The organism is Paraherbaspirillum soli (genome assembly GCF_042654985.1).
Taxonomy (GTDB): domain Bacteria; phylum Pseudomonadota; class Gammaproteobacteria; order Burkholderiales; family Burkholderiaceae_D; genus Paraherbaspirillum; species Paraherbaspirillum soli.
This window is the reverse complement of the sequence record NZ_JBHSMT010000013.1, coordinates 338,712-359,178: the sequence shown is the minus strand read 5'-3', so window position 1 is coordinate 359,178 and position 20,467 is coordinate 338,712. Positions and strand designations below refer to the sequence as shown.

The window sequence follows — 20,467 nt, the reverse complement described above, 5'->3', positions numbered from 1 at the left end:
CGTTTTACCAGATGGTGCTGAAACCCTGGTTGGCCTACCTGCATCTCAGAAAAGACAATTACCTGTTCCACGGCAAGACGCTGCGGGAACAGATGGAATGCATTTTCAAGAACTATGGATCGCATCCGGACTGGGACAGCCGCGTCAAGGCGGCCGATGTGCCTGTCACCGAAGCCTGTCAGTTCGATGAAAGCGATAGCAACTACCTGCACCGCAGGTGGGAAGCCGCCGGCTGGCACTATTGGTATGAACATACCGACAAGGGCCACAAATTAATTTTTTCGGATGACAGCACGTACGCGGCGCCGATCGACGGCAGCGACCCCGAGATCCGCTTCCAACGCCATGCCGGCGCCAAGGAAGAAGATGGACTGCACGCATGGAGCCCGCTGCGCCAGATCGTCCCCGGCCAAGTCGCGCTGTCCAGCTTCAACTTCAAATATCCGGTACCGAGCAATGTCAACATCCCGACCTTGAACAAACAGGGCGACGTGCTCGATATCGAATCGTACGAATACACCGGCGCCTACGGCTACAAGAACGACGAAGACGGCGACAAGCAAGCCCGGTTGCGGATGGAAGAAATCGAGACCAGCGGCAAACACATCGAAGCCGCCGGCAACAACCGCGACGTCCAGCCCGGACGCTGGTTCCGCCTGACCGATCACTTCAGCAACAGCGTGTTCGGTCAATCTGCCGAACGCGGCAAACATGAATACCTGGTCGTCAGCGTCGTGCATACGGCCAGCAACAACTACCTGCAGCAAGCCGACGAAGCGGCCGACTACAGCAACCGCCTGAGCTGCATCCGCAAAAGCATCCCCTGGCGTCCGGGCCGCGGCTACCACAGCGTCGCGACCCAGATCCACGGCCCGCAAACCGCGACCGTGGTCGGGCCAAAGAATCAGGAAATCCACACCGACGAATACGGCCGGGTGCGCCTGCAATTCCACTGGGACCGGATCGGCACTAACGATGAAAAAAGTTCGGCCTGGGTCCGGGTCGCCAGTTCCTGGGCCGGCAGCGATCGCGGCTTCATCGCCATTCCGCGCATCGGCCAGGAAGTGATCGTGCAATTTCTGGATTCGAATCCCGATAAGCCGATCGTCACCGGCTGCGTCTACAACGAGCGCAACATGCCGCCGTGGAAGCTGGCCGACCAGCAAGCGCTGACCGGCTTGCGCAGCCGCGAGCTGACACCCGGCGGCGGCAATGCCGCAGGCGGCAGAAGCAATCATGCGATCCTCGATGATACCAATGGAAAAATTCAAGTCCAGCTGAAGAGCGACCATCAGCACAGCCAACTGTCGCTCGGCCACATCACCCGCATCGAAGACAATGCCGGCCGCAAGGACGCCCGCGGCCAAGGCTGGGAGCTGCGCTCCGATGGGCACGGTGTGGCGCGAGCGGCCAAGGGCATGCTGCTGACCACCGAGGCCAGGACCAACGCCGCCGCGCATATCACCGACATGGGCGAGACCGTGCAACGCTTGACCGCCGCGCGCGAGCAGCAGGAAACGTTGGCCGATGCCGCGCAGCAGGCCGGCGCGCAGGAAGCCCAGGGCCAGCAAGCCGACGTGGCCAAGGTGATCAAGGCGCAGAACGACGCGATCAAGGGTTCTGGCGGCGGCGAAGAGGGCAGCTTCCCGGAACTGGCGGCACCGCACCTGGTGCTGGCCAGCCCGGCCGGGATAGAGTCCACCACCAGCGGCAGCACCCACATCGCCAGCGACCAGCACACCGCGCTGACCACCGGCAAGGACTTGGCTATCGCCAGCGGCGGCGGCTGGTTCGCCAGCATCCGTCAAACCTTCCGGCTGTTTGTGTATAAGGCCGGGATCAAGATGGTGGCGGCCGGCGGCGACATCGACGTGCAGGCGCTGTCGGACAGTATCAACATTTTGGCCAAACTGAACATCACGCAGACCGCGAACCGCATCACGATCACCGCCAAGGAAGAATTGCTGCTCAACGGTGGCGGCAGCTACAGCCGATACAACGCGGGCGGGATCGAGCATGGCACCAACGGTAGCTATGTCGCGCATGCGGCGGTGCATGGTCTGCCAGGGCCGATGAATATGCCGGTAAAAATGCCTAGCTTGCCATTCAAGTTGGAGTCGGGAACATTTAGTAATCGCCTGGATGTTTATGATTTATTCCTACATCACGATTTCGGAGAAATCAGCTACAAAGCCTTATCCAATGGCACCGTGATTGCAGGCAGTCTGGATGAACATGGGCGAACAGAGCAAATTTATTCAGAAAAGACAGAGAAAACAAAAGTCATGGTTGGGGCGAAGCAAGACGAATGGGATTCTGAAGTAGAGGTCATTGATACAAATTCGGATCAAAGTACAACGGATTATCAAAACAAGTTAGATGCGGCAGGAAAGGAAGAACAATCATCATGACGGACGCTATCCAAAGTCAAGTAACGATCACCCTGATTGATTTATTAGGTTCGCCGATCAAATCTTTAAAGTATCAAGTTAAAAGACATGCCGACATCATTGCCGCAGGTGCGACCAATGCAAAAGGCGAGATTCAAAAGATTACCGTCAGTCTCGGTGATGAACTGCAAATCTACGTGGAAAAATTCGAAAACACGGAGATGACACTCATCAAAACTATCAAGGTGACTGCAACAAATTTAGCATTCAAGATAAAAAGCTCGAAAGTTATGTTAGACATGGATTTAGTCAAACATGAGGGCGACAAAGGCGAATACAAACGTAAAACCTATATTGTGAAATCCGGTGATACCTTGGATGGTATCTGCCACAAATTTGGTACAACGGTTAGAGAGCTTGCGACTTTAAATCATATCAAGGATGCAAATAGTATTAGCATCGGTCAAGTGATAAAACTGCCTTTACAACAACCTAAAGCATCTGGTTCTGCAAGTACTGGACATGCGGCAAACAAAGAAGGTTCTGTAGCAGGTAAGGAGCCTCAGGCACCAGGTAAAGATGGTTCAGCGGCAGGCAAACAGGGGCACGCAACAGAGCACAAAGAAAGTGCAAAGCCTGAATCTTCAGCAAGCGGAAAAGACACTAAACATGAAGTAAGTGTGATCGAATTTTTGAAAAATCTGATTATGGATCGCAGTGCAGATTCGGGCAGTCCAAAGGCTGATTTTCAAGTGTGTAAAGACCAAAGCAACTGCATTAAGAAGGGTGACAAAGGGCCTTTAATTGAAGAAATCAATATTCGCTTGGCTGGATTTGGCGGTGCTTTACCTACTGACGAGTTCACAAATTTAACTGAGAGCTGTGTCAAGCAATTTCAGCGAGATTATATGGGATCTGCTGAGACGGGCCGAGTATGTGGAAATGTACTGAAAGCACTGGATGAAATGATAATTAGATATCCAATGGCGGCTCATTTCAGTCAAATGAAGTGTTCTTGTGGGGCATGTGGTGGTTTTGGCAATGGACGCATTCAGGGGAATGCACACGAATATCCAGGCATTCACCGTAGCCTAATTTGGGCATTCAGGGCTGTTGAATTTTATTTAAAGGAAAAAGAAGCAAAACTTGGATACTCAATCCATAACATCAGTTCTGGGTATCGTTGTATTGATAACAATCGTATTCATGCTCGTACGTCTGTTAATCATATGGGGCGTGCTTTGGATGTTCAATTTGTCAAGCATGGAGAAACGACAAGAACTGGAAATGCGGGTATCGAGCTAATTCGCGAGAAGATTTTTATAAAGCATTTGGGCGCTCAAATGAGATGGCCTCATCCTAATAAAATTTCACTTGAATCCACAGCAGATGGAGCTACTACGTGGGTGCATTTCGATGTTCGTGAATATCAAGCCAGTTATCAAGCAGATAGGTTCTTTGTTCAGTCAGCTACTAATGCTAACGGAGATAGTCTTGTTGAGTTGGCGAAAAAGCAAGGGAAGGTGCAATTATCCATTTGCGGTGGAATTTCAAAGAATAATGTAAAGCCAGAAGAGTCTACACATGATTTTAATGAAAATGATGCTAGGGAAGCATTGCGTTATATTTATGATAAATATGGAAAAGATACTGCAGAAGTTGTTGAGCGAATGTACAGGGTAGAAACAGCTCATTTTAAATCAAAACAGTATCAAAAATGTGGAACACCTGGAATGGAGTCGCATGGCGCGCCCCCTTATTATGGATGGTCAGGATCGTATTTCAATGAGGCTCCGATAGGATTGTGGGCAGCATTTGAAGGAGCCGGTCTCAGCGGCGCTGGTGGCAACGCTCAAATAACTGACAAGAAAAAGCAATTTGTTATGGTTTCTTCAGTCAAAGTCGGCATGGAGTATATTGCTAAATACATGGCTGCTTATAATGGAAATTATGCTAGATGGTTTTCAACAGATGAGAGTAAGCAAGAACTGTATAAAAAAACTTTGAATGATGTTGTTCCTAGAATTGTGAATTCTTTTAAATAATTATGTAGAGGCTGTAATGATGCGATTAATATTATTTTTCTTGATGGCTTTTCTCTCAGTGGTTGGTCATGCTGCAGAGAATAATGATTTATCTGCCTGTCAGGCGGATCTAAAAAATCTAATAGTCCCGAATTTTAAAACGGTGATGAATAAGAATGATATTTCTTTGGATTTGGCCGAAAATGATAATGGCGTTTACAAAGTAAGATTGTTTGTGGGCGCTGATAATCCAAACAAACAAGTATCTATTGGATGGGTGGTGTTGGATACCAATAAATATACTGCTTATGATATAACTAGAGATGACGAACATCCTGATAAATTAAATGTTGATGCAAGCAAGTATAAAAGTTTCGTAGGGAAATGTCTTAATGATAAAAATTCATCCAAGAAAATTGTAAATACAAGTCTGCCATTTGTGTTTGATAAATATTATCGGTGCGCAACAGGCGAGGGAAAGACTGATGACTGTAATCGTTATCACGCCTACCCTAGTAACACTATTGAGCATGATATACGAAGCCAGATTGATTCAAGCATTGATACAGTTTTTTTACTCCCGTCTATATTTGATTTTCGAATTTTCCTGGCTGGAAGAGCAGAGACGGATGTAAATGTATATTATCTTTATGTTTTTAGAGGTAATAAATTGATTTCAAAAGAATTGGTGGGGAAAATGGATGGAGTTTCCATCATCACTTTTGATATTAGCAAAGATTATCTGGTAACAACCTATGAAAGAAAAGGGACCATTTTAAGTAAAATAAAAAATGTTGCTCATCTTAAATTGGATGGTAGCGGAAAATTTATTACGTGTCCAAACTCAAATCCAACTTGTAAATAATTTGGTTGGAAATAGAAGCAGTAAAATGGAAGTCGACTATTTCTGTTAGATTTATTTTGAGTAGTAGAATCTGGCCGCTGTGTTTGGTTGATTGGCAAGGCATGATAAATTTGAAAAAGAGCAGCATGTCCTTGAAAATCATTACTGTAGGCGACATAACCAACCACGGCGGAAAAATCATCAGCGGCTCGCCGCCGCATGACATCAGCGGCCAAGCAATTGCGCGCTTGGGGAATGAAGTTGAAATATGAAAAATCTCCTCAAAAATATTTCACTGTCATTAATTTCTGTTTTTTTAATGAGCCAAGCTCGTGCAGAAACTCAGTTGTCAAATTGTGACAAGGACGAAGAAATTTTCTATTCTTGCGGAACCGGGAAAAAGGTTATTTCTTTTTGCGCCTCGCCGAAAGGATCTAGCTCTGGTTATTTGGAGTATCGTTTCGGATTACCTCAAAAAATTGAATTGCGCTACATAGTTACGAAGCAAGATTCATCTAAAATATTTAATCGTGCCGAGGTGTTGGGAGCAAGTAATGCCTCAACTGTGATTTGGTTTGAAAACAATGGAATTAACTATGCTTTGAACGACCCGGTAAAAGGGGATACGGTAATGGAGGTTATCAAAAATGAAAAAACAATTTCGCGATTAACCTGTAAAAAAGACTTTCAAGGCGATACCGCTGCCGCCTCTAATTTTATAGAGGAAAAGGACCAAAAAGCATTTTTTAAATTACATGGGCATGAATGACTTTTGACCCGCCTTATACATATCTCCGCAGCGCGCCGAGCACCATTGGAAATACGTAGGAGTCTGCCATACAAGTCACGTTATGAAAGTTAAGCATTTTGCTTTGTATCTGGTACTGATGTTCGCTTTTGACCTTGCCTATGCAATGCCTATTGCCAGCACAAAACTTTTAGATAGCTATAAAGAGTTGTATAAAGATCCAGTTCAACCAATCAAATATATATTTGTTGATGCTAATTGTAGTATGAAGATATTTGGAATATGAAAATCATTTTCTTCATTTTATTTGCATTATCGTTTTCGGTTCATGCTGAAAATTATCAGGATATTACTATATCTATTCCAGGGTCAAATGGGAAGAGTGCAATTTCTTTAGCCAAATTTGATAAAGATGGAGAAAAACTTTTTATCGGGATGAATGGTTCGGAGTTGAAAAATTCGATCCTGTACGATACTAAACAAAAGAATATTGTCAATTCCTGTATATCTTCTCTTGTTGGTGAATTTGTCAATTTATCCAATGATGGTCAAGAATTTGCTATCCGTATAAAAGGTATTAAAAAAGAAGACTACATCTACGAAATTAGAAATTTCAAAGATTGTTCAATTAAATTGACATTTAAACAGCCAAAACTTCAATATCCCGAACTTCCCCCTCAGTTTGTATTCAATACAACGTCGTCACGTGGCATATTTGTAGAACCAATGAATTTTGGACGGAGCGGCAAAGCATGGTTTAAAAGTAGGAGAGAATTAGAAAAAGCAGGGTTTAGTTACGATCCGGGTAGAGTATTGTTTTTTGATCTCAAAAAGCAAATAATCTTTAAAAAATTCCCGACGCCATCTGACTACACAATTCCCTATATCTCTGATGATGGATTGACACTCGCTCTTGTGCAAATATTTGATAATGAATCAAAGCCAATTCGAGTTTTTTCAACTATTGATGGACGTGCGATTAATCTTGAGAAATATTCGGATCTATCCGATTTAAATGCAGCCGATGGCGACTTGTGGCAATTCCGTGCCGATTTCTATGCCTCCACTTTTTTCAATAAGGCGGCGGAAAGCAAAATCCCCGAAGTCAATAAAAAGGAACACATCATAAGATTTTCTACAAATTTTGGTGACAGAACTATTGTGGATAAAAATATTTATCTTGTCACTGAGACTAAATTTTGGTTGCCTATTGATGAAGGCAAATATGTTGCAGCAATTGTCTCTGAACCTGAAAGTCAACGACAAGCCATTCGACTTTACACAATACAAGCAAAGTGAAATATTGCTGTGAATACATTGAGATTTGCAGGTTCCATTTTTATCTCTCTTCTGATGGCTTGTGTTTGTCACGCAGAAGAAAAAGCTTCTGCGGTCAATTATGCCGTTTCTGTTTTGAAGATGCCACGTATAAAAGCACGCTATAACGAGATCGTTATTGAGCAAGTAATAATCAACAAATCGAAGAATATTAGTGACGCACAAGCCAGGAAAATAACAAAAGCACTGAAAAAATTTTCTCAGAAATTTTATGAAGATGCGAAAGATTGTTATGACCCTTCCATGAGTGGTCCATGGGGTTTTAAAGCAAAGCTCGATCAAATTAATTATATAGATAACACTGTGAGCGTGGTCTTTGCGACAGATGCAGTTTGCTCTGGTAGTCCAGAGTTGAATAAAGAAGCAAAAGTTTTCTCCACACTGAGCGGGGATGAGATCACGATAAAAGAGTTAGTGCAGAAATTTGTGCCAACTCTTTTGGAAAGCGGCGCTACGATTCGAGATGGTCGTTTAAAATTGGGTGCCGACGCTGCTGAGAAATTAATGGATGAGAATAAATTTCAACTGGATTCAAACACCAAAGAATTTTGTGAATCGTACCTAAAAAGAATTTCTTATAGCGTATGGTTTAAAGATAACAATTTAAAATTACAACCTTTATTCAGTCACCCCGATTCGGTATGTCAAAAAGAATACGCTATTCAGTTTAAATAATTATTTAGTCTTCAAATTATTACGGCACAAATATGTCTTTAAAAATTATCGTAGTAGGCGACACAACCGACCACGGCGGCAAGGTCATCAGCGGCTCGCTGACGCATGACATCGGTGGCAAAGCGATTGCGCGCCTTGGGGACGAAGTCGATTGTCCGAAACATTATCCGGACAACCGGCCGCATGGCATCAACAAGATCATCACCGCGCATCCGACCTTTACGGTCGGCGGCGTCCCGGTTGCGGTGCAGGATTGCGAAACCGAATGCGGCTGTAAGTTGATCGGCAGCGTTAGTGCGACTGTCGGTTAGTTGATTCAGTTTTCAGGTTTAACTACGTGGAATGAGCGACCGCATGCCAGCGGGTGCAGAGTTATCAACAACAAAAGGGCACCTCGAAAATAGTGTTTGAATTTCAAGATCATCTGCGCTATCTTCCTTACGTCGCAAGAAAAAGCGGCCTGGCGTGAGAGTCAGTGTTGTGAGTAGCACCGGGCAGACAAGCCGCTCCCGAGCGGTTTTTTTTCGTCTGCCCCTATCAATGTGCGTCTTCTATGGCGGGCCTTGGTAGGGAGGGCTTCGGGCCCTGCCGGTTTATGGTGCCTCACACCGGTCTCTCACCCCTGCCTTGCGCCCGCCACCTTCGTCAGCCGACGAAGGGCGGAAAACCCGCCGCAAAAGGAGATCGCATGACCTACGCAAAAAATGCCAACAAAACCACTATCTTCCCGCCTGAACCCGGCCCGCCCGAAGCAGCGCTGCACAAGCCGTTCTCGTGGCTGGTTCCAGAACTGCAGCACGACCCCGATGCACAATTCTCATCTGTTACGAAGAACTTCAGCTTTGGCATCAGAAACTGCCTGCGGCTGATCCACGCCACCGATCTGGCCAGCGGCGTTTATGCCGACCCGGCGCACCCGCCGCTGCTGAGCGTCGATGTCCGCGAGGAGCTGATGCTGTTTTCAATTGATGCCGCCGACGAGTTGGGAGAAAAGGCGGCCAGGGATATCGAGCGTCGCAATGAAAAATACCTAAAAGAGCGTCGGTAGCTTGGACTTCTCAGTAATGTAGGGCGGAAAAGCGCAGCGTCTTCCGCCGTTTCGGACGCATCAAACACCGGCGGAGCATCCAGCGGCGGATAACGCTACGCTCATCCGCCCTACGCACGTAGTCGGTTGGGCTCCAAAGCCCAACGTTTGGTGGCGATTAAAGAAACGTTGGGCTTCGCCTTCGGCTCAACCAGAACCTACCAAACGAGGGCCGGACGCAGTCTATCGTTCGCCTCACATATTTAAGATTGCTTTGCAAATTTTTCCGTGGCAACATTCTTCGCCCATTCGCCAATGCATAACGAGTGCCATAACAAGCGGAATTGAATATGAAATCTATTGGCAATAGCGCCATTTTCGGTCTGGCAGTATTGCTAGGAATTGCTGGTGTACTAGCCGATCTGGGTTATAGCCATTGGCAGCGACCGCCGAAGGTCGATGCGCACCGACTGACGTCGCAGATATGGGTGGCAGAACAACTGAATCTGGCCGCGATCCCTCAACTCAAGGAGCGCGGCTTCAAGACCATCATCGATTTGCGCCCCGATGGCGAGGCCGCCGACCAACCGCCGGCAGCAGCAGTCGAATCAGCCGTCCGTGCCCAGCATCTGCACTTTGCCTATGTGCCAGTTCCGCATGGCGATATCCCGGACGCGGCGGTCGCGGCCCTGAACCAAGCTATTGCAACTACGCCTGGCCCCATCCTGCTGTATTGCCGAAGCGGCAGACGCGCGGCGAGAACCTGGAGTCTGGTTGAGGCATCGCGACCTGGCGGCCTCGACGCCGCAACAATCAAAGCGATAGTGAAGGCGAGCGGGCAATCGGCGGACGATTTGGATGCCGCCATCAATCGACGCATCGCCAACCGCATCAGCAAATCAGGAACGGCATCATGAGCACTTTGATTCCGACTAACGTCAATACCTCAACCGACGTTCCTGTCCATCCAGAGATGCCGCGATACCGCACCGGCCTTGCCCGGATCCTCGCGATCATGTGGAAAATGTTGATTGCCGCAGCGGGCTTGGCCTTAGGAGGCTTCCTGGGGCTATTGATCGGCCTTTTTTCAGGATTAATAGACTTCAGCTGCTGATTGTTCATCTGCACACTACCCACGGATTTTTGTCAGATTGACGCTTTTAACTCAATCAAGGAACTGAAATGAAAGAAATAGTTTTTGCATTTTTGATTGCTCTGCTACTCGCAGTCGTCTCGCCACTTACTCACGCCGAAGAGGATGAGTACTACAACGCACACACGATTCGCGCTTCGGATTACCCTAAGAATCCGCCCGGGTTCGAGCAGTTTCCAGCGATCGGGAGATTCAACGGCCGAGTCATGGCGCCGGACGTTCGCTCGCATCCGCGATCTCGCCTGTTTCGCACAATGATCGGCATCGGGGCGAAGCAGGCCCCCAACTTCGCCGGTCATTACACAATCGTCCGCTGGGGCTGTGGCAGCGGCTGCGTTTCGCTCGCCATTGTCGACGCCAATACGGGCAAGGTATTTCACCCCGCGAGCCTGCACGAGGTTGATAACGAGAACGTCGATTACGACGAATTGATAAAACCCGACGGCGCGCTGATCAAATACCGTCTCGACAGTCGACTGCTGATCGTCGTCGGAGGTATCAACGAGAACTCTGCACTCCGGGGTATCTCCTATTTTGAATGGCGAAACAACACCTTGCGCCGCATACGCTTTGTGCATCGTCCCTTTGAGTAAGTGGGCAGCTTGGGCTGGGAAGCTTAACATTTCTGCAATCGTTATCAAGCGTTGGATTTTCCAGCGCGTAGAGCGGAAAACATGTGCAAGAAAACTGGTGAAAACGATGAGCTTACTGCAAACAATTTATAACAATGACGTCAACCTCTATGACAAGGTGAAACACTTTGTAGATCAAGGCGAAGATTTAAATAGAATTACGGAGTACGGCGAATCGGCTCTTCGGGTCGCATCGAATAACGGCCGATTTGATGTCGTTGAATTGCTGCTGAATGCCGGTGCCGATAGCAGCCAGCTGGAATGGACTCACACAATATCTGAAGTCGTATTTGGTACGCCGGATAGTATAAAAAAAGCCGTTCAAGAAACTGGCGACCTGGAAACCACAGACTTTTGGTCGAGAACGCCTTTTTTATTTGCCATTCAACTTGGCGATATTGAAAAGGCCTCGTTATTACTGGAACTTGGCGCAAATCGCAAGGCAGTAGGTCGCTGCGGAAAAACAGCAATGGCATATGCGATACAGCACAACAACGTCTCGATGTTGAAATGGCTGGTTGATCAAGGATTTGATACTGAATCCGCCAACGACTTCCAAGATACCCCGTTAATCACAGCGGCCTCGCTTGGCATGTCGGATTGTTTGAAATTTTTGATCGATTGCGGCGCGGATATTTACAAGGCCAACAAGATTCCTGAGCGCGCAATTCAAGTCGCAACAAACATGAAAGTGGTTCGCATATTGGTGGATTGCGGCGACGATATAAACGATATCAGCCCCGAAATGCATGCGGAACTGCTGGGTGTTGAGTACGACGCTACCCCTCTAGTGTCGAAAGAAGCCTATATCGCCGGCAGGTATCGGCAATTTGGCACAAGCAATGCCGAAGCAACAGAAAATCCATTCTGGATGGCGATGATACGTTCAGGAGCCTCGGGGTGGCGCGCGAGTGAGACATTTTCTGATTCGGGCAGCGAACCGGAACAAGCGATTTGGAGCTATCAGCGATTCGGCAGATCTACAACCATTCTTGGCGATGGACGTATCGTTGAGATCGCGGGGGAACACGAGGATTATTACGACAGCGATTTCTGTATCTACAACGATGTCACCGTATTTGAGAAAAATGGTGAGATTCGCATCTTTAGCTATCCCGCAGAATTATTCCCTCCTACCGACTTTCATACCGCCACACTGGTCGGTGATTTTATTTACATCATCGGCAGCCTTGGCTATCCAGAATCCAGGCGGCCTGACCACACACCGGTTTACCGGCTAAACATCCAATCGTTTGAAATCGACAAAGTGGATACAACCGGGGAAATACCAGGCTGGATCAGCAGGCATAAAGCATTCTTGAATGGCAGGGGAGAAATTGTATTGAGAGGAGGGCGCAAGATCGTCCTGGAAAACGACCAAGAAGATTACATTGACAACACACAGCGCTATCAATTGTGTTTGAAAAGTTTCGTATGGACGCGCTTAAAAAATGAGGGGATCTGAGCACATTTCGGCCAAGTGCTGACACTTACAAGTAGTTCCTATTGGACCTTGTTTTGGCGGCTTGCGCGTGACGACATGATCTAATATTTTTGCCATGGTTAGGCATCATTACAATGTATGCACATCGATTAGAGTTTTCATTTGACGGCCAAGAGTTGTCGGGGAAATTATTGGACTCGGCCAATGCCTATTTGGGCACCTTAAGAATGAACGGTCAAATTCTCGGCAGAGAGTGGCCGCTTTATCTTGAAAATAACAAATGCATTTCATCGGTATTAGCACCAGCAAAAGATTCATTAGATGAGAAATACAGCAATCTCTTTGTTGAAGATTGCTTAGCAGAAGCCAAAAAGAGCGGAGTCTCTATCGCGTCGCGGCCGTTAGGGGAAGATGTCGATAGTGCGGATGGTTGCGGATGTTTGAAGCCGACTGGCTATGTAATGTACACAACATATTTGTCTCTTGAGTCTCCTATAAGATGCATGGACTGCTTTGGCCCCGTTCCGCTATATAAACTACCAATAATGCCGAGCGGTGACTATTCTGAAATAATTCGCTGGCAGTCTGACTATCAGGCATGTGACGCGTTGCAAATGAATTGCACGGTGTTGGAGAGATCAAGCACTCGTCAGCTCTCAGATGTGCGGAGCACTCTGTCCAAAGTTGGTCGAGAAAATAGTGACCGGCTCTCCGCTCAAATGGGAAAACCTGTTTACTACTATTTATATCGGGCCAGCGGAAAGAGTCTCTCGTCTGAAAGGGAGAGGCGCTGCTCGTCTTGTAGTGAGCCGTGGTACATCGAAAACGCTCTGCATTCGCTATTCCATTTCAAGTGCTACAAATGTCGCCTCCTGTCTAATTTGGCGTTTAACATATCCGAATAATTCAGGAGATTCAATCGACTGCCTCCGACAACTTGCAAGTCGTCTTTGCTCTGGAAAGTTCGAATGCCAGCTTGCGAACTTTGAACGCCGCCGGTCATTCGCGAGTCGGGGGTCAACGCCATCAGGATAGGTCAGCGCGGACCAGTACAGCGTGGTTGGATTTCCCCGCCAATCCAACGCGTCCGCCTTAAATCACACGCGCTTTTTTACACAATCGATATACGCCGCGCCATCCGGCGGCAGGCCGCTGCGCTGCGCATTCCAGATCATCTGGCCCAGGCATTCCATGATGTGATGGTGGGCTTCGTGTTCCGATTGCAGGCGTTGCGTCAGCGCGGTGGCTGCGGCGCGTATTCCTGGCGGTTGGTCGATCGAAATCTGTTCGGCAATCGACAGATGCATCGACAGATGCAGGAAGGGATTGGTTTGGCCGTTCTCGACCGAATAATCGGCCGCTAGCGCCGCTTCGATCTGTTTCAGGTCGTCCGCATATTCCGGATGCTGCTGCACCCAGTCGCATGCGATGGCTTCCAGCGGGGTCAGGATTTCGTTGGCGCGATGCTTGCGATAGACCTCGCAAAAGAAGCGGCGGACATCGTCTTGGGAAGGATTGAACATGGTGGTGGGTTTTTAGGTAATCAGGCGGGCGATGCCGAAAGCGGCGGCGGCTGCCAGTGCGCCGACCAGCAAGGTTTGCAATGCGGATTTCAGGGCGCCGGTGCCGGTCACGCTGCCTTTCAGGTAGCCGAATATGAACAAGGCCAGCAGCGTCAACACGGTCGATGCGGTCAGCGCCGTCGGCACCGACTTGAGCAACATGTAAGGCGACAGCGGGATCAGGCCGCCGACCAGGTAGGACAGCGCGATGGTCGCTGCGCTTTTGCGGGCGGCTGCCGGTTGCGGCTCTTCCAGTCCAAGCTCAAAGCGCATCATGAAGTTGCGCCAGGCGGTCGGGTTGCGTTCCAGCCCGGCCAGCATCGGTTCGCATTCCTGTTTGCTGACGCCGTATTGGGCCATGATGTCGATCACTTCCTTGCGCTCGCGATGCGGCACTGAGCGGATTTCCTGTTCTTCGCGCTGCCGTTCGGCATAGTAATGCTGGCGCTGGGTGCGCGCCGCCAGATAACCGCCTAGGCCCATGGCGATCGAACCGGCGGCGATTTCGGCGACGCCGGCGGTGACGATGATCTCGATCGCGACCGCAGCGCCGCTGATGCCGGCGGCCAGGGCAAACGGCACCGTCAAGCCGTCGGCCATGCCAATGACGATATCGCGGACGGTGTCGCTGGCTTCAAAATGGTGTTCGGTATGGGGATGCGGCATGGCGGATTACACTCCTTTTTCCGGCAGCGGCGTTTTGGATTTGTAGTCGCATAGATCGGCGATGCCGCAGTTCCAGCATTGCGGTTTGCGGGCGATGCAGGTGTAGCGGCCGTGCAGGATCAGCCAGTGATGCGCATCCATCAGGAACTCGGCCGGCACCAACTTCATCAGCTTGTGTTCGACCGCGTCGACATCCTTGCCGGGAGCGATGCCGGTACGATTGGCGACCCGGAAAATATGCGTGTCGACCGCCATGGCGGGCACGCCGAAGGCCGTATTCAAGACCACGTTGGCGGTTTTGCGGCCGACGCCGGGCAAGGCTTGTAGCTCTTCGCGCGTGCGCGGCACCTGGCTGTCATGCAGGGTCATCAGCAGGCGGCAGGTTTCGATCACATTCTTGGCCTTGGTGCGATACAGGCCGATGGTCTGGATGTATGGCATCAAGCCATCGATGCCGAGCGCGTAGATCTGGGCCGGGGTGTTGGCTACCGGGTACAGCTTGCGCGTCGCTTTGTTGACCGAGACGTCGGTGGCTTGCGCCGACAGGATCACGGCGATCAGCAATTCGAACGGTGTGGTGTATTCCAGTTCGGTAGTGGGATGCGGATTGGCGGCGCGCAGGCGGGTGAATATTTCTCGGCGTTTTTCAGCGTTCATAGGCATTCATTCCTGTTCTTTGGTCGCGGCTTCGGCTTGTTGTTCTTTCTTGATCCTGGCGCGCTCGATGGCGGCTTGAATGATGGCTTTCTTGCGTGCCTGTTCGGCTTGCTGTTCCGGCGTAGCGGCGGCTTCGGCTGCGACCATTTTCAATTTTTCTGCAGCCTTGGCGGCCAGGCGCTCATCGTTTTCCAGTTTGTCGCGGCGCAGGCGGAGTGTTCGCATGTCGTGCCGCGCACGCGCTGCGTCGGCTTGTTGCTGACTCCAGGCGTCCCAGCCTGTGTGCGGGGCGGTCACTTCCACCATAGCGATGCAGTCAACCGGGCAGGGCGCCACGCAGAGGTCGCAACCGGTGCATAAATCGGCGATCACCGTGTGCATCTGTTTGGCTGCGCCGACGATGGCATCGACCGGGCACGCCTGTATGCACAGCGTGCAGCCGATGCATGTCGCCTCGTCGATCACGGCGCGCTGACGCGGCCGTTCAACACCGTTGGCCGGATTCAGCGGGATCACCGGCTTGCCCAGCAATTGCGCCAGCCGGACTATGCCTTGCTGGCCGCCGGGCGGGCATTGGTTGTAGTTGGCGGAGCCATCGGCGATGGCTTCGGCATACGGGCGACAGGCTGGGTAGCCGCATTTGGTGCATTGCGTCTGCGGCAGCAGTGCTTCGATGGAGTCGGCGAGCGAGGGCGGGGTTTTATCTGGCACAGGGGGTAAAGAGTTGGGTCTGAACAACTTGAGGTCGTATTATCCGAGTAAATCGATGGTACGCCAAATGAAAAAAGCCGTTCCTGCTGACAGGAACGGCTTTTTTGCCAAGTATTGACGGGAGGATAGTTTTTAAGCGTTGGCCTTGATAAAGGTGCCGATTCTCGGGCAAATCATTTCGCGCCAGCGGCGGCCCGAAAAAATGCCGTAATGGCCGCATTTTTCCGCGGTGAATTGCTGTTTCCTGGATTCCGGGATGGCGCGGCACAAATCATGTGCCGCGTGGGTTTGGCCGGAACCGGAAATATCGTCGAGTTCGCCTTCGATGGTAAATAGCGCGACGCTCTTGATGTCTTGCGGCCGCACCAGTTTGCCTTCGACTTCCCAGGTGCCGTGCGGCAAGCTGAAATCCTGGAACACGGTCTTGATGGTGTCCAGGTAATAATCGGCCGGCATGTCCAGCACCGCGTTGTATTCGTCATAGAATTTGCGGTGGCTTTCGGCGGATTCGTTGTCGCCTTCGCGCAGGTGCATGTAGAAATCCCAGTGGCTTTGGGCGTGCCGGCTTGGATTCATCGCGACGAAACCGGCGTGTTGCAGGAAGCCCGGATAGACCTTGCGGCCGAAGCCGGGATATTTGGACGGCACGCTATAGATCACCGTGTTTTCGAACCAGCTGAACGGCTTTTCGGTCGCCAGGTTGTTAACCTCGGTCGGCGATTTGCGCGGGTCGATCGGGCCGCCCATCATGGTCATGCTTTTTGGCAGATGCGGATCTTTGGCCGTGGCCATCAGCGAGATGGCCGCCAGTACCGGTACGGTCGGCTGACAGACCGAAATCACGTGCAGGTCCGGGCCCAGCAAGCGAATGAAATCCTGGACGTAGTAAATGTAGTCGTGCAAATGGAAGGTGCCGTCGCTGGCCGGCACCATGCGGGCATCGGTCCAGTCGGTGATGTAGACGTCGTGATCCGGCAGCAGGCCGCGCACGGTGTCGCGCAGCAATGTCGAATGATGGCCTGACAGCGGCGCTACCAGCAACACGGTTGGCTGCTTGAGCGCCGTCATTTCTTTTTTGCTTAAATTCTTTTTGAAGTGAAGCAGGCGGCAAAACGGTTTTTCCGCTGCGACTTCATCTGTAATTGCTACTTCCTTGTCGTTGATCAGCGTGGTGCCGATCTCGAAGTCTGGTTTGGTGTAATGCTTGCCGAGCCGATACATCAACTCGTAACCGGCGGCAATGCGTTGCGAAAACGGTGTGTGCGCCAGCGGTGAGATGGGGTTGGTGAATAATTTGGCGGTGACGTCGGCCCATTGCACCAGCGGGTGCATCCAGGCGCGGTTGAATTCATGAAATTGATAGAGCATGTCTTACCTTCTGGGGCTGTAATACAAGGCGAATGATTACTTATACCGTAATACAGCAAATACTCGTTTTGAATGTTACGCGAAATCCTGTTGTAGTTCGCAGGATTGAAGTGGGCGAAAGTATACTCAAAGTGGTGGCCGCCACACAGCCTATTTATTGCTTTTTACAAGTGTGTGAATAAAGAATTAATGCTAGTGCCAAATCATCGTGGCTTGCAGCATGCAGATTGAAGACGCACTTTGAAATTATTAGTGCAATGCCACATAAATAAGTTCGAGATGGAATGCTTATTTTTGTAACAATTTGTTGTGGCGATGGCAGCGACTTTTGAATATTTATTTAATGGTTGCCATCGAGCGATGCGCAAAATCACCTGGCAACCAAGTCCGGCGACATCACCGCTTTCAGGTAGTTGGTCCTGATGTCGCCGCGTTCGCGTTGTGCAATCCACCAGACCCCTCCTTTGCGGATCGACCATTCCTGCATCTGGCCTGCGATCAGCAAGGCGGCGACCTGTCCAAGCGTTGGTTGATGGCCAATGATCAACATCGGCTCGCGGCTGTCGGGCCAGTTGGCGGCCGCCAATAATTGCTCAGCGGTGCAGCCGGGAGCCAGATCAGGGTGGATTTTAAATTTGCGGCCGAGAGCTTCCGCCGTTTGCACCGTGCGGGTAGCCGGGCTACTCAGGATTTTGCAGGTATTGGGCAGGCTGCGATCCAGCCAATCAGCCATTTTCGTGGCTTGTTTGTGTCCTTTGGCGGTCAGGGCACGGCCTTGGTCGGGCTCGCCAATTTCGGCTTCGGCATGTCGCCACAGAATGAGTTCCATAGTGCGTCCTTTTTGATCGGTCAATGCGGGTCAATCTTGCGTGTCTGTGTGCCTAATGTCTGCATTAAATCCTGTTGCGCACTATAAACCTGCTGTCTTCGGCGCGGTTTACATTTGTCCCAGCTGCCGTCGGACGTCAGATTCCAGGCATTGGTATTGTCCTTCAAGTAAGGATTCAAACCTTCGTTGATGACGCGCCTTTTGAGCGTATTGTCGAGGACCGGAAACGCCACCTCGATACGCCGGAACAGGTTGCGATTCATCCAATCGGCGCTGGCCAGATAGACATCGTGCTGCAGATCGTTGCGGAAATAATAAATCCGGCTATGTTCGAGAAAGCGGCCGATGATGGAGCGCACGCGGATGTTCTCGGACAAGCCGGGAACGCCAGGCCGTAGCGCGCAGGCGCCGCGCACGATCAGTTCGATTTTTACGCCATCGGCCGAGGCTGAATACAGGGCCCGGATTACCGATTCGTCCAGCAATGCATTCATCTTGGCAATGATCCGCGCCGGCCGGCCCTGGCGCGCGATGTCGGCTTCATTGCGGATCGCGCGAATGATTTCCTTTTGCAGCGCAAACGGCGCCAGCCACAGGTAATCCATTTTCTTCGGCCTTGTCAGGCTGGTGAGATGCATGAAGACTTCATTGACTTCTATCGCCAATTTCTGATTGGAGGTCAGCAGGCCGAAGTCGGTGTACAGCTTGGTCGTGTTCGGGTGGTAGTTGCCGGTGCCCAGATGGGCGTAATAGCGCAGTTCGCCGTTGCCGTGCTTATCCCGTTCGCGGCGGATCACCAGCGACAGTTTGGCGTGTGTTTTCAACCCGACCACGCCGTAGACCACCTGGGCGCCGGCGCGCTCCAGTTTGTCGGCCCAGTTGATATTAGCTTCTTCGTCGAAGCGCGCCATCAGTTCCACGATGACGGTGACTTCCTTGCCGCGTTGTGCGGCAATAATCAGCGACTCCATCAGGTCGGAATTCATGCCGGTGCGATAGATGGTTTGCCTGATCGCCACCACCTCGGCGTCATAGGCGGCGGAACGGACGAAATCGACGACCGGCTGGAACGATTGAAACGGGTGGTGCAGCAGCACGTCCTTCTTTTTCAATTGCGTGAAGATATCGTCGACATTGTCGATATGCGCCGGCAAGCCCGGCGAGAAGGGCGCAAAGCGCAGCGCCGGTTCTGGCAGTTGGTCGATCATTTCCGACAATCGCACCATGTTGACCGGTCCATCCACTGCATATAGCCGGTTGGGGGCGATGGAAAATTGATTGAGCAGAAACTGGGCCAGATGCTCGGGGCAGTTCTTGGCGACTTCAAGCCGGACGGCGACGCCGAACTGGCGGCTGTGCAGTTCGCTTTGCAAGGCTTGCCGCAAATTCTTCACTTCTTCTTCGTCGACCCACAGGTCGCTGTTGCGCGTCACCCGGAATTGCGAATAAGACAAAATTTCGCGGTCGGCGAAAAGATCGCCGATGTGGGCGTGGATAATCGACGACAGCAGGCAGAACGAGACTCCCTTGGGCGACAACACGTCCGGCAGCTTGATCACGCGGGGCAGGACGCGCGGCGCTTTGATGATCGCTATCGTGGTATTGCGTCCGAACGCATCTTTGCCCGCCATTTCAACGATGAAATTCAAGCTCTTGTTGAGCACTTGTGGAAACGGATGGGCCGGATCGAGGCCGATCGGGGTCAGCAGGGGGCGGATTTCCTGGTCGAAAAAGGATTTGATCCAGGCCCGCTGCCGTTCATGGCGATCGTTGTGGTGCAACAGATGGATGCCGATGGCGGAAAGCTGCGGCAAAATCGACTGATTCAGGATTGCATATTGGCGGGCGACGATCTGGTGACATTCGGCACTGGTGCGTTCCAATGCGGCCGTCAATTTTGACGACTCGATCGTTGCGCCGTCGATTTGGCTGCTTGCCAGCAGGCTGGCGATGCGGACTTCAAAGAATTCGTCGAGATTGTTGCTGACAATGCATAGATATCGCAGACGCTCCAATAGGGGGACATGCTTGTCTTCCGCCAGCGCCATGACCCGCCGATTGAATGCCAGTTGCGATAACTCGCGATTTAGATAGATCGGGTTGGCATCGAGATTGTTGAGGTTGGTTTTTGCATCATTGTCCGACATGGTTTTTTTGTTCATGAATCAGGCAGCTGATTTGATGGTTTGGGCGGAGTGTATTGAGGCAATATGACAGCTTGATGACCAAAGTGGAAGTGCCGATGCCGAATTTCTATCGGCGGAAATCGATTTTCAGTGATTTTTCACTCGCCCTCAACTTGTCATAAAGCTGTCATAAATGTTGGTTAGAGTTCGTCCTGTCTTACGGCTGTTGTGAAATTGAAATCTTCAAATGACATCACTTCGCAACACCTCGGC

The 20,467-nt window shown here is 50.5% G+C and carries 22 protein-coding genes; 15 read left to right on the top strand and 7 right to left on the bottom strand.

Going from position 1 to position 20,467, the window contains the following annotated elements; genetic code table 11:
- From ACFPM8_RS09230 to ACFPM8_RS09160, 15 genes are all read left to right on the top strand, one after another.
- Nucleotides 1-2,411 (top strand): type VI secretion system Vgr family protein (locus tag ACFPM8_RS09230; RefSeq protein WP_378997209.1); only part of this gene is annotated, 2,411 nt, incomplete at its 5' end.
- The gene (locus ACFPM8_RS09225; protein ID WP_378997208.1) at nucleotides 2,408-4,435 is read left to right on the top strand and encodes a LysM peptidoglycan-binding domain-containing protein; all 2,028 of its coding nucleotides are present in this window, start codon (nucleotides 2,408-2,410) and stop codon (nucleotides 4,433-4,435) included. The genes ACFPM8_RS09230 and ACFPM8_RS09225, both read left to right, overlap by 4 nt.
- Nucleotides 4,436-4,451: 16 nt before the next feature.
- Nucleotides 4,452-5,279 (top strand): hypothetical protein, encoded by an 828-nt coding sequence (locus tag ACFPM8_RS09220; RefSeq protein ID WP_378997207.1) that lies wholly within the window; start codon nucleotides 4,452-4,454, stop codon nucleotides 5,277-5,279.
- Nucleotides 5,280-5,284: 5 nt separating this feature from the next.
- Nucleotides 5,285-5,530, top strand: coding sequence for a PAAR domain-containing protein (locus ACFPM8_RS09215; RefSeq protein ID WP_378997206.1), 246 nt, complete (start codon nucleotides 5,285-5,287; stop codon nucleotides 5,528-5,530).
- On the top strand, nucleotides 5,527-6,027 hold the full coding sequence (locus ACFPM8_RS09210) for a hypothetical protein (RefSeq protein WP_378997205.1): 501 nt from the start codon (nucleotides 5,527-5,529) through the stop codon (nucleotides 6,025-6,027). Before ACFPM8_RS09215 ends, ACFPM8_RS09210 begins: the two co-directional genes overlap by 4 nt.
- Nucleotides 6,028-6,109: 82 nt before the next feature.
- Nucleotides 6,110-6,292, top strand: coding sequence for a hypothetical protein (locus ACFPM8_RS09205; RefSeq protein ID WP_378997203.1), 183 nt, complete (start codon nucleotides 6,110-6,112; stop codon nucleotides 6,290-6,292).
- The gene (locus tag ACFPM8_RS09200) at nucleotides 6,289-7,305 is read left to right on the top strand and encodes a hypothetical protein (RefSeq protein WP_378997202.1); all 1,017 of its coding nucleotides are present in this window, start codon (nucleotides 6,289-6,291) and stop codon (nucleotides 7,303-7,305) included. Before ACFPM8_RS09205 ends, ACFPM8_RS09200 begins: the two co-directional genes overlap by 4 nt.
- 9 nt (nucleotides 7,306-7,314) lie before the next feature.
- On the top strand, nucleotides 7,315-8,019 hold the full coding sequence (locus ACFPM8_RS09195) for a hypothetical protein (RefSeq protein ID WP_378997201.1): 705 nt from the start codon (nucleotides 7,315-7,317) through the stop codon (nucleotides 8,017-8,019).
- Between the two features lie 32 nt (nucleotides 8,020-8,051).
- A complete protein-coding gene (locus ACFPM8_RS09190; protein ID WP_378997200.1) occupies nucleotides 8,052-8,330 on the top strand; it encodes a PAAR domain-containing protein in 279 nt (92 codons plus the stop codon).
- Between the two features lie 377 nt (nucleotides 8,331-8,707).
- Nucleotides 8,708-9,067, top strand: a complete 360-nt coding sequence (locus tag ACFPM8_RS09185; RefSeq protein ID WP_378997199.1) for a hypothetical protein — start codon at nucleotides 8,708-8,710, stop codon at nucleotides 9,065-9,067.
- 329 nt (nucleotides 9,068-9,396) lie between these two features.
- The gene (locus ACFPM8_RS09180) at nucleotides 9,397-9,963 is read left to right on the top strand and encodes a protein tyrosine phosphatase family protein (RefSeq protein WP_378997198.1); all 567 of its coding nucleotides are present in this window, start codon (nucleotides 9,397-9,399) and stop codon (nucleotides 9,961-9,963) included.
- On the top strand, nucleotides 9,960-10,160 hold the full coding sequence (locus tag ACFPM8_RS09175) for a hypothetical protein (protein ID WP_378997196.1): 201 nt from the start codon (nucleotides 9,960-9,962) through the stop codon (nucleotides 10,158-10,160). The genes ACFPM8_RS09180 and ACFPM8_RS09175 overlap by 4 nt, the downstream gene beginning before the upstream one ends.
- Before the next feature lie 68 nt (nucleotides 10,161-10,228).
- A complete protein-coding gene (locus ACFPM8_RS09170) occupies nucleotides 10,229-10,792 on the top strand; it encodes a hypothetical protein (RefSeq protein WP_378997194.1) in 564 nt (187 codons plus the stop codon).
- A complete protein-coding gene (locus ACFPM8_RS09165; protein ID WP_378997192.1) occupies nucleotides 10,785-12,296 on the top strand; it encodes an ankyrin repeat domain-containing protein in 1,512 nt (503 codons plus the stop codon). The genes ACFPM8_RS09170 and ACFPM8_RS09165 overlap by 8 nt, the downstream gene beginning before the upstream one ends.
- Nucleotides 12,297-12,409: 113 nt before the next feature.
- Nucleotides 12,410-13,180, top strand: a complete 771-nt coding sequence (locus tag ACFPM8_RS09160; RefSeq protein ID WP_378997191.1) for a DUF2310 family Zn-ribbon-containing protein — start codon at nucleotides 12,410-12,412, stop codon at nucleotides 13,178-13,180.
- Nucleotides 13,181-13,372: 192 nt separating this feature from the next.
- On the opposite strand, the gene ACFPM8_RS09155 is transcribed toward ACFPM8_RS09160, so the two are convergent.
- The 7 genes from ACFPM8_RS09155 to ppk1 all read right to left on the bottom strand — a co-directional run bounded on the left by ACFPM8_RS09155 (nucleotide 13,373) and on the right by ppk1 (nucleotide 20,215).
- Nucleotides 13,373-13,798, bottom strand: a complete 426-nt coding sequence (locus ACFPM8_RS09155; protein WP_378997190.1) for a DUF1841 family protein — start codon at nucleotides 13,796-13,798, stop codon at nucleotides 13,373-13,375.
- 12 nt (nucleotides 13,799-13,810) lie between these two features.
- Nucleotides 13,811-14,503: a VIT1/CCC1 transporter family protein gene (locus ACFPM8_RS09150; protein WP_378997189.1), complete on the bottom strand. Its 693-nt coding sequence runs from the start codon at nucleotides 14,501-14,503 to the stop codon at nucleotides 13,811-13,813.
- 6 nt (nucleotides 14,504-14,509) lie between these two features.
- Complete coding sequence (nth, locus tag ACFPM8_RS09145) at nucleotides 14,510-15,160, bottom strand: endonuclease III (protein WP_378997188.1); 651 nt, start codon at nucleotides 15,158-15,160, stop codon at nucleotides 14,510-14,512.
- A 6-nt stretch (nucleotides 15,161-15,166) separates the two neighbouring features.
- Nucleotides 15,167-15,871 (bottom strand): electron transport complex subunit RsxB, encoded by a 705-nt coding sequence (rsxB, locus tag ACFPM8_RS09140; protein ID WP_378997187.1) that lies wholly within the window; start codon nucleotides 15,869-15,871, stop codon nucleotides 15,167-15,169.
- Nucleotides 15,872-16,003: 132 nt separating this feature from the next.
- Nucleotides 16,004-17,239 (bottom strand): polyhydroxyalkanoate depolymerase, encoded by a 1,236-nt coding sequence (locus ACFPM8_RS09135; protein WP_378997186.1) that lies wholly within the window; start codon nucleotides 17,237-17,239, stop codon nucleotides 16,004-16,006.
- Nucleotides 17,240-17,609: 370 nt separating this feature from the next.
- Nucleotides 17,610-18,068, bottom strand: a complete 459-nt coding sequence (locus ACFPM8_RS09130; RefSeq protein WP_378997184.1) for a SixA phosphatase family protein — start codon at nucleotides 18,066-18,068, stop codon at nucleotides 17,610-17,612.
- Nucleotides 18,069-18,088: 20 nt separating this feature from the next.
- Complete coding sequence (gene ppk1 / locus ACFPM8_RS09125) at nucleotides 18,089-20,215, bottom strand: polyphosphate kinase 1 (protein ID WP_378997183.1); 2,127 nt, start codon at nucleotides 20,213-20,215, stop codon at nucleotides 18,089-18,091.
- Nucleotides 20,216-20,467 lie beyond the last annotated feature (252 nt).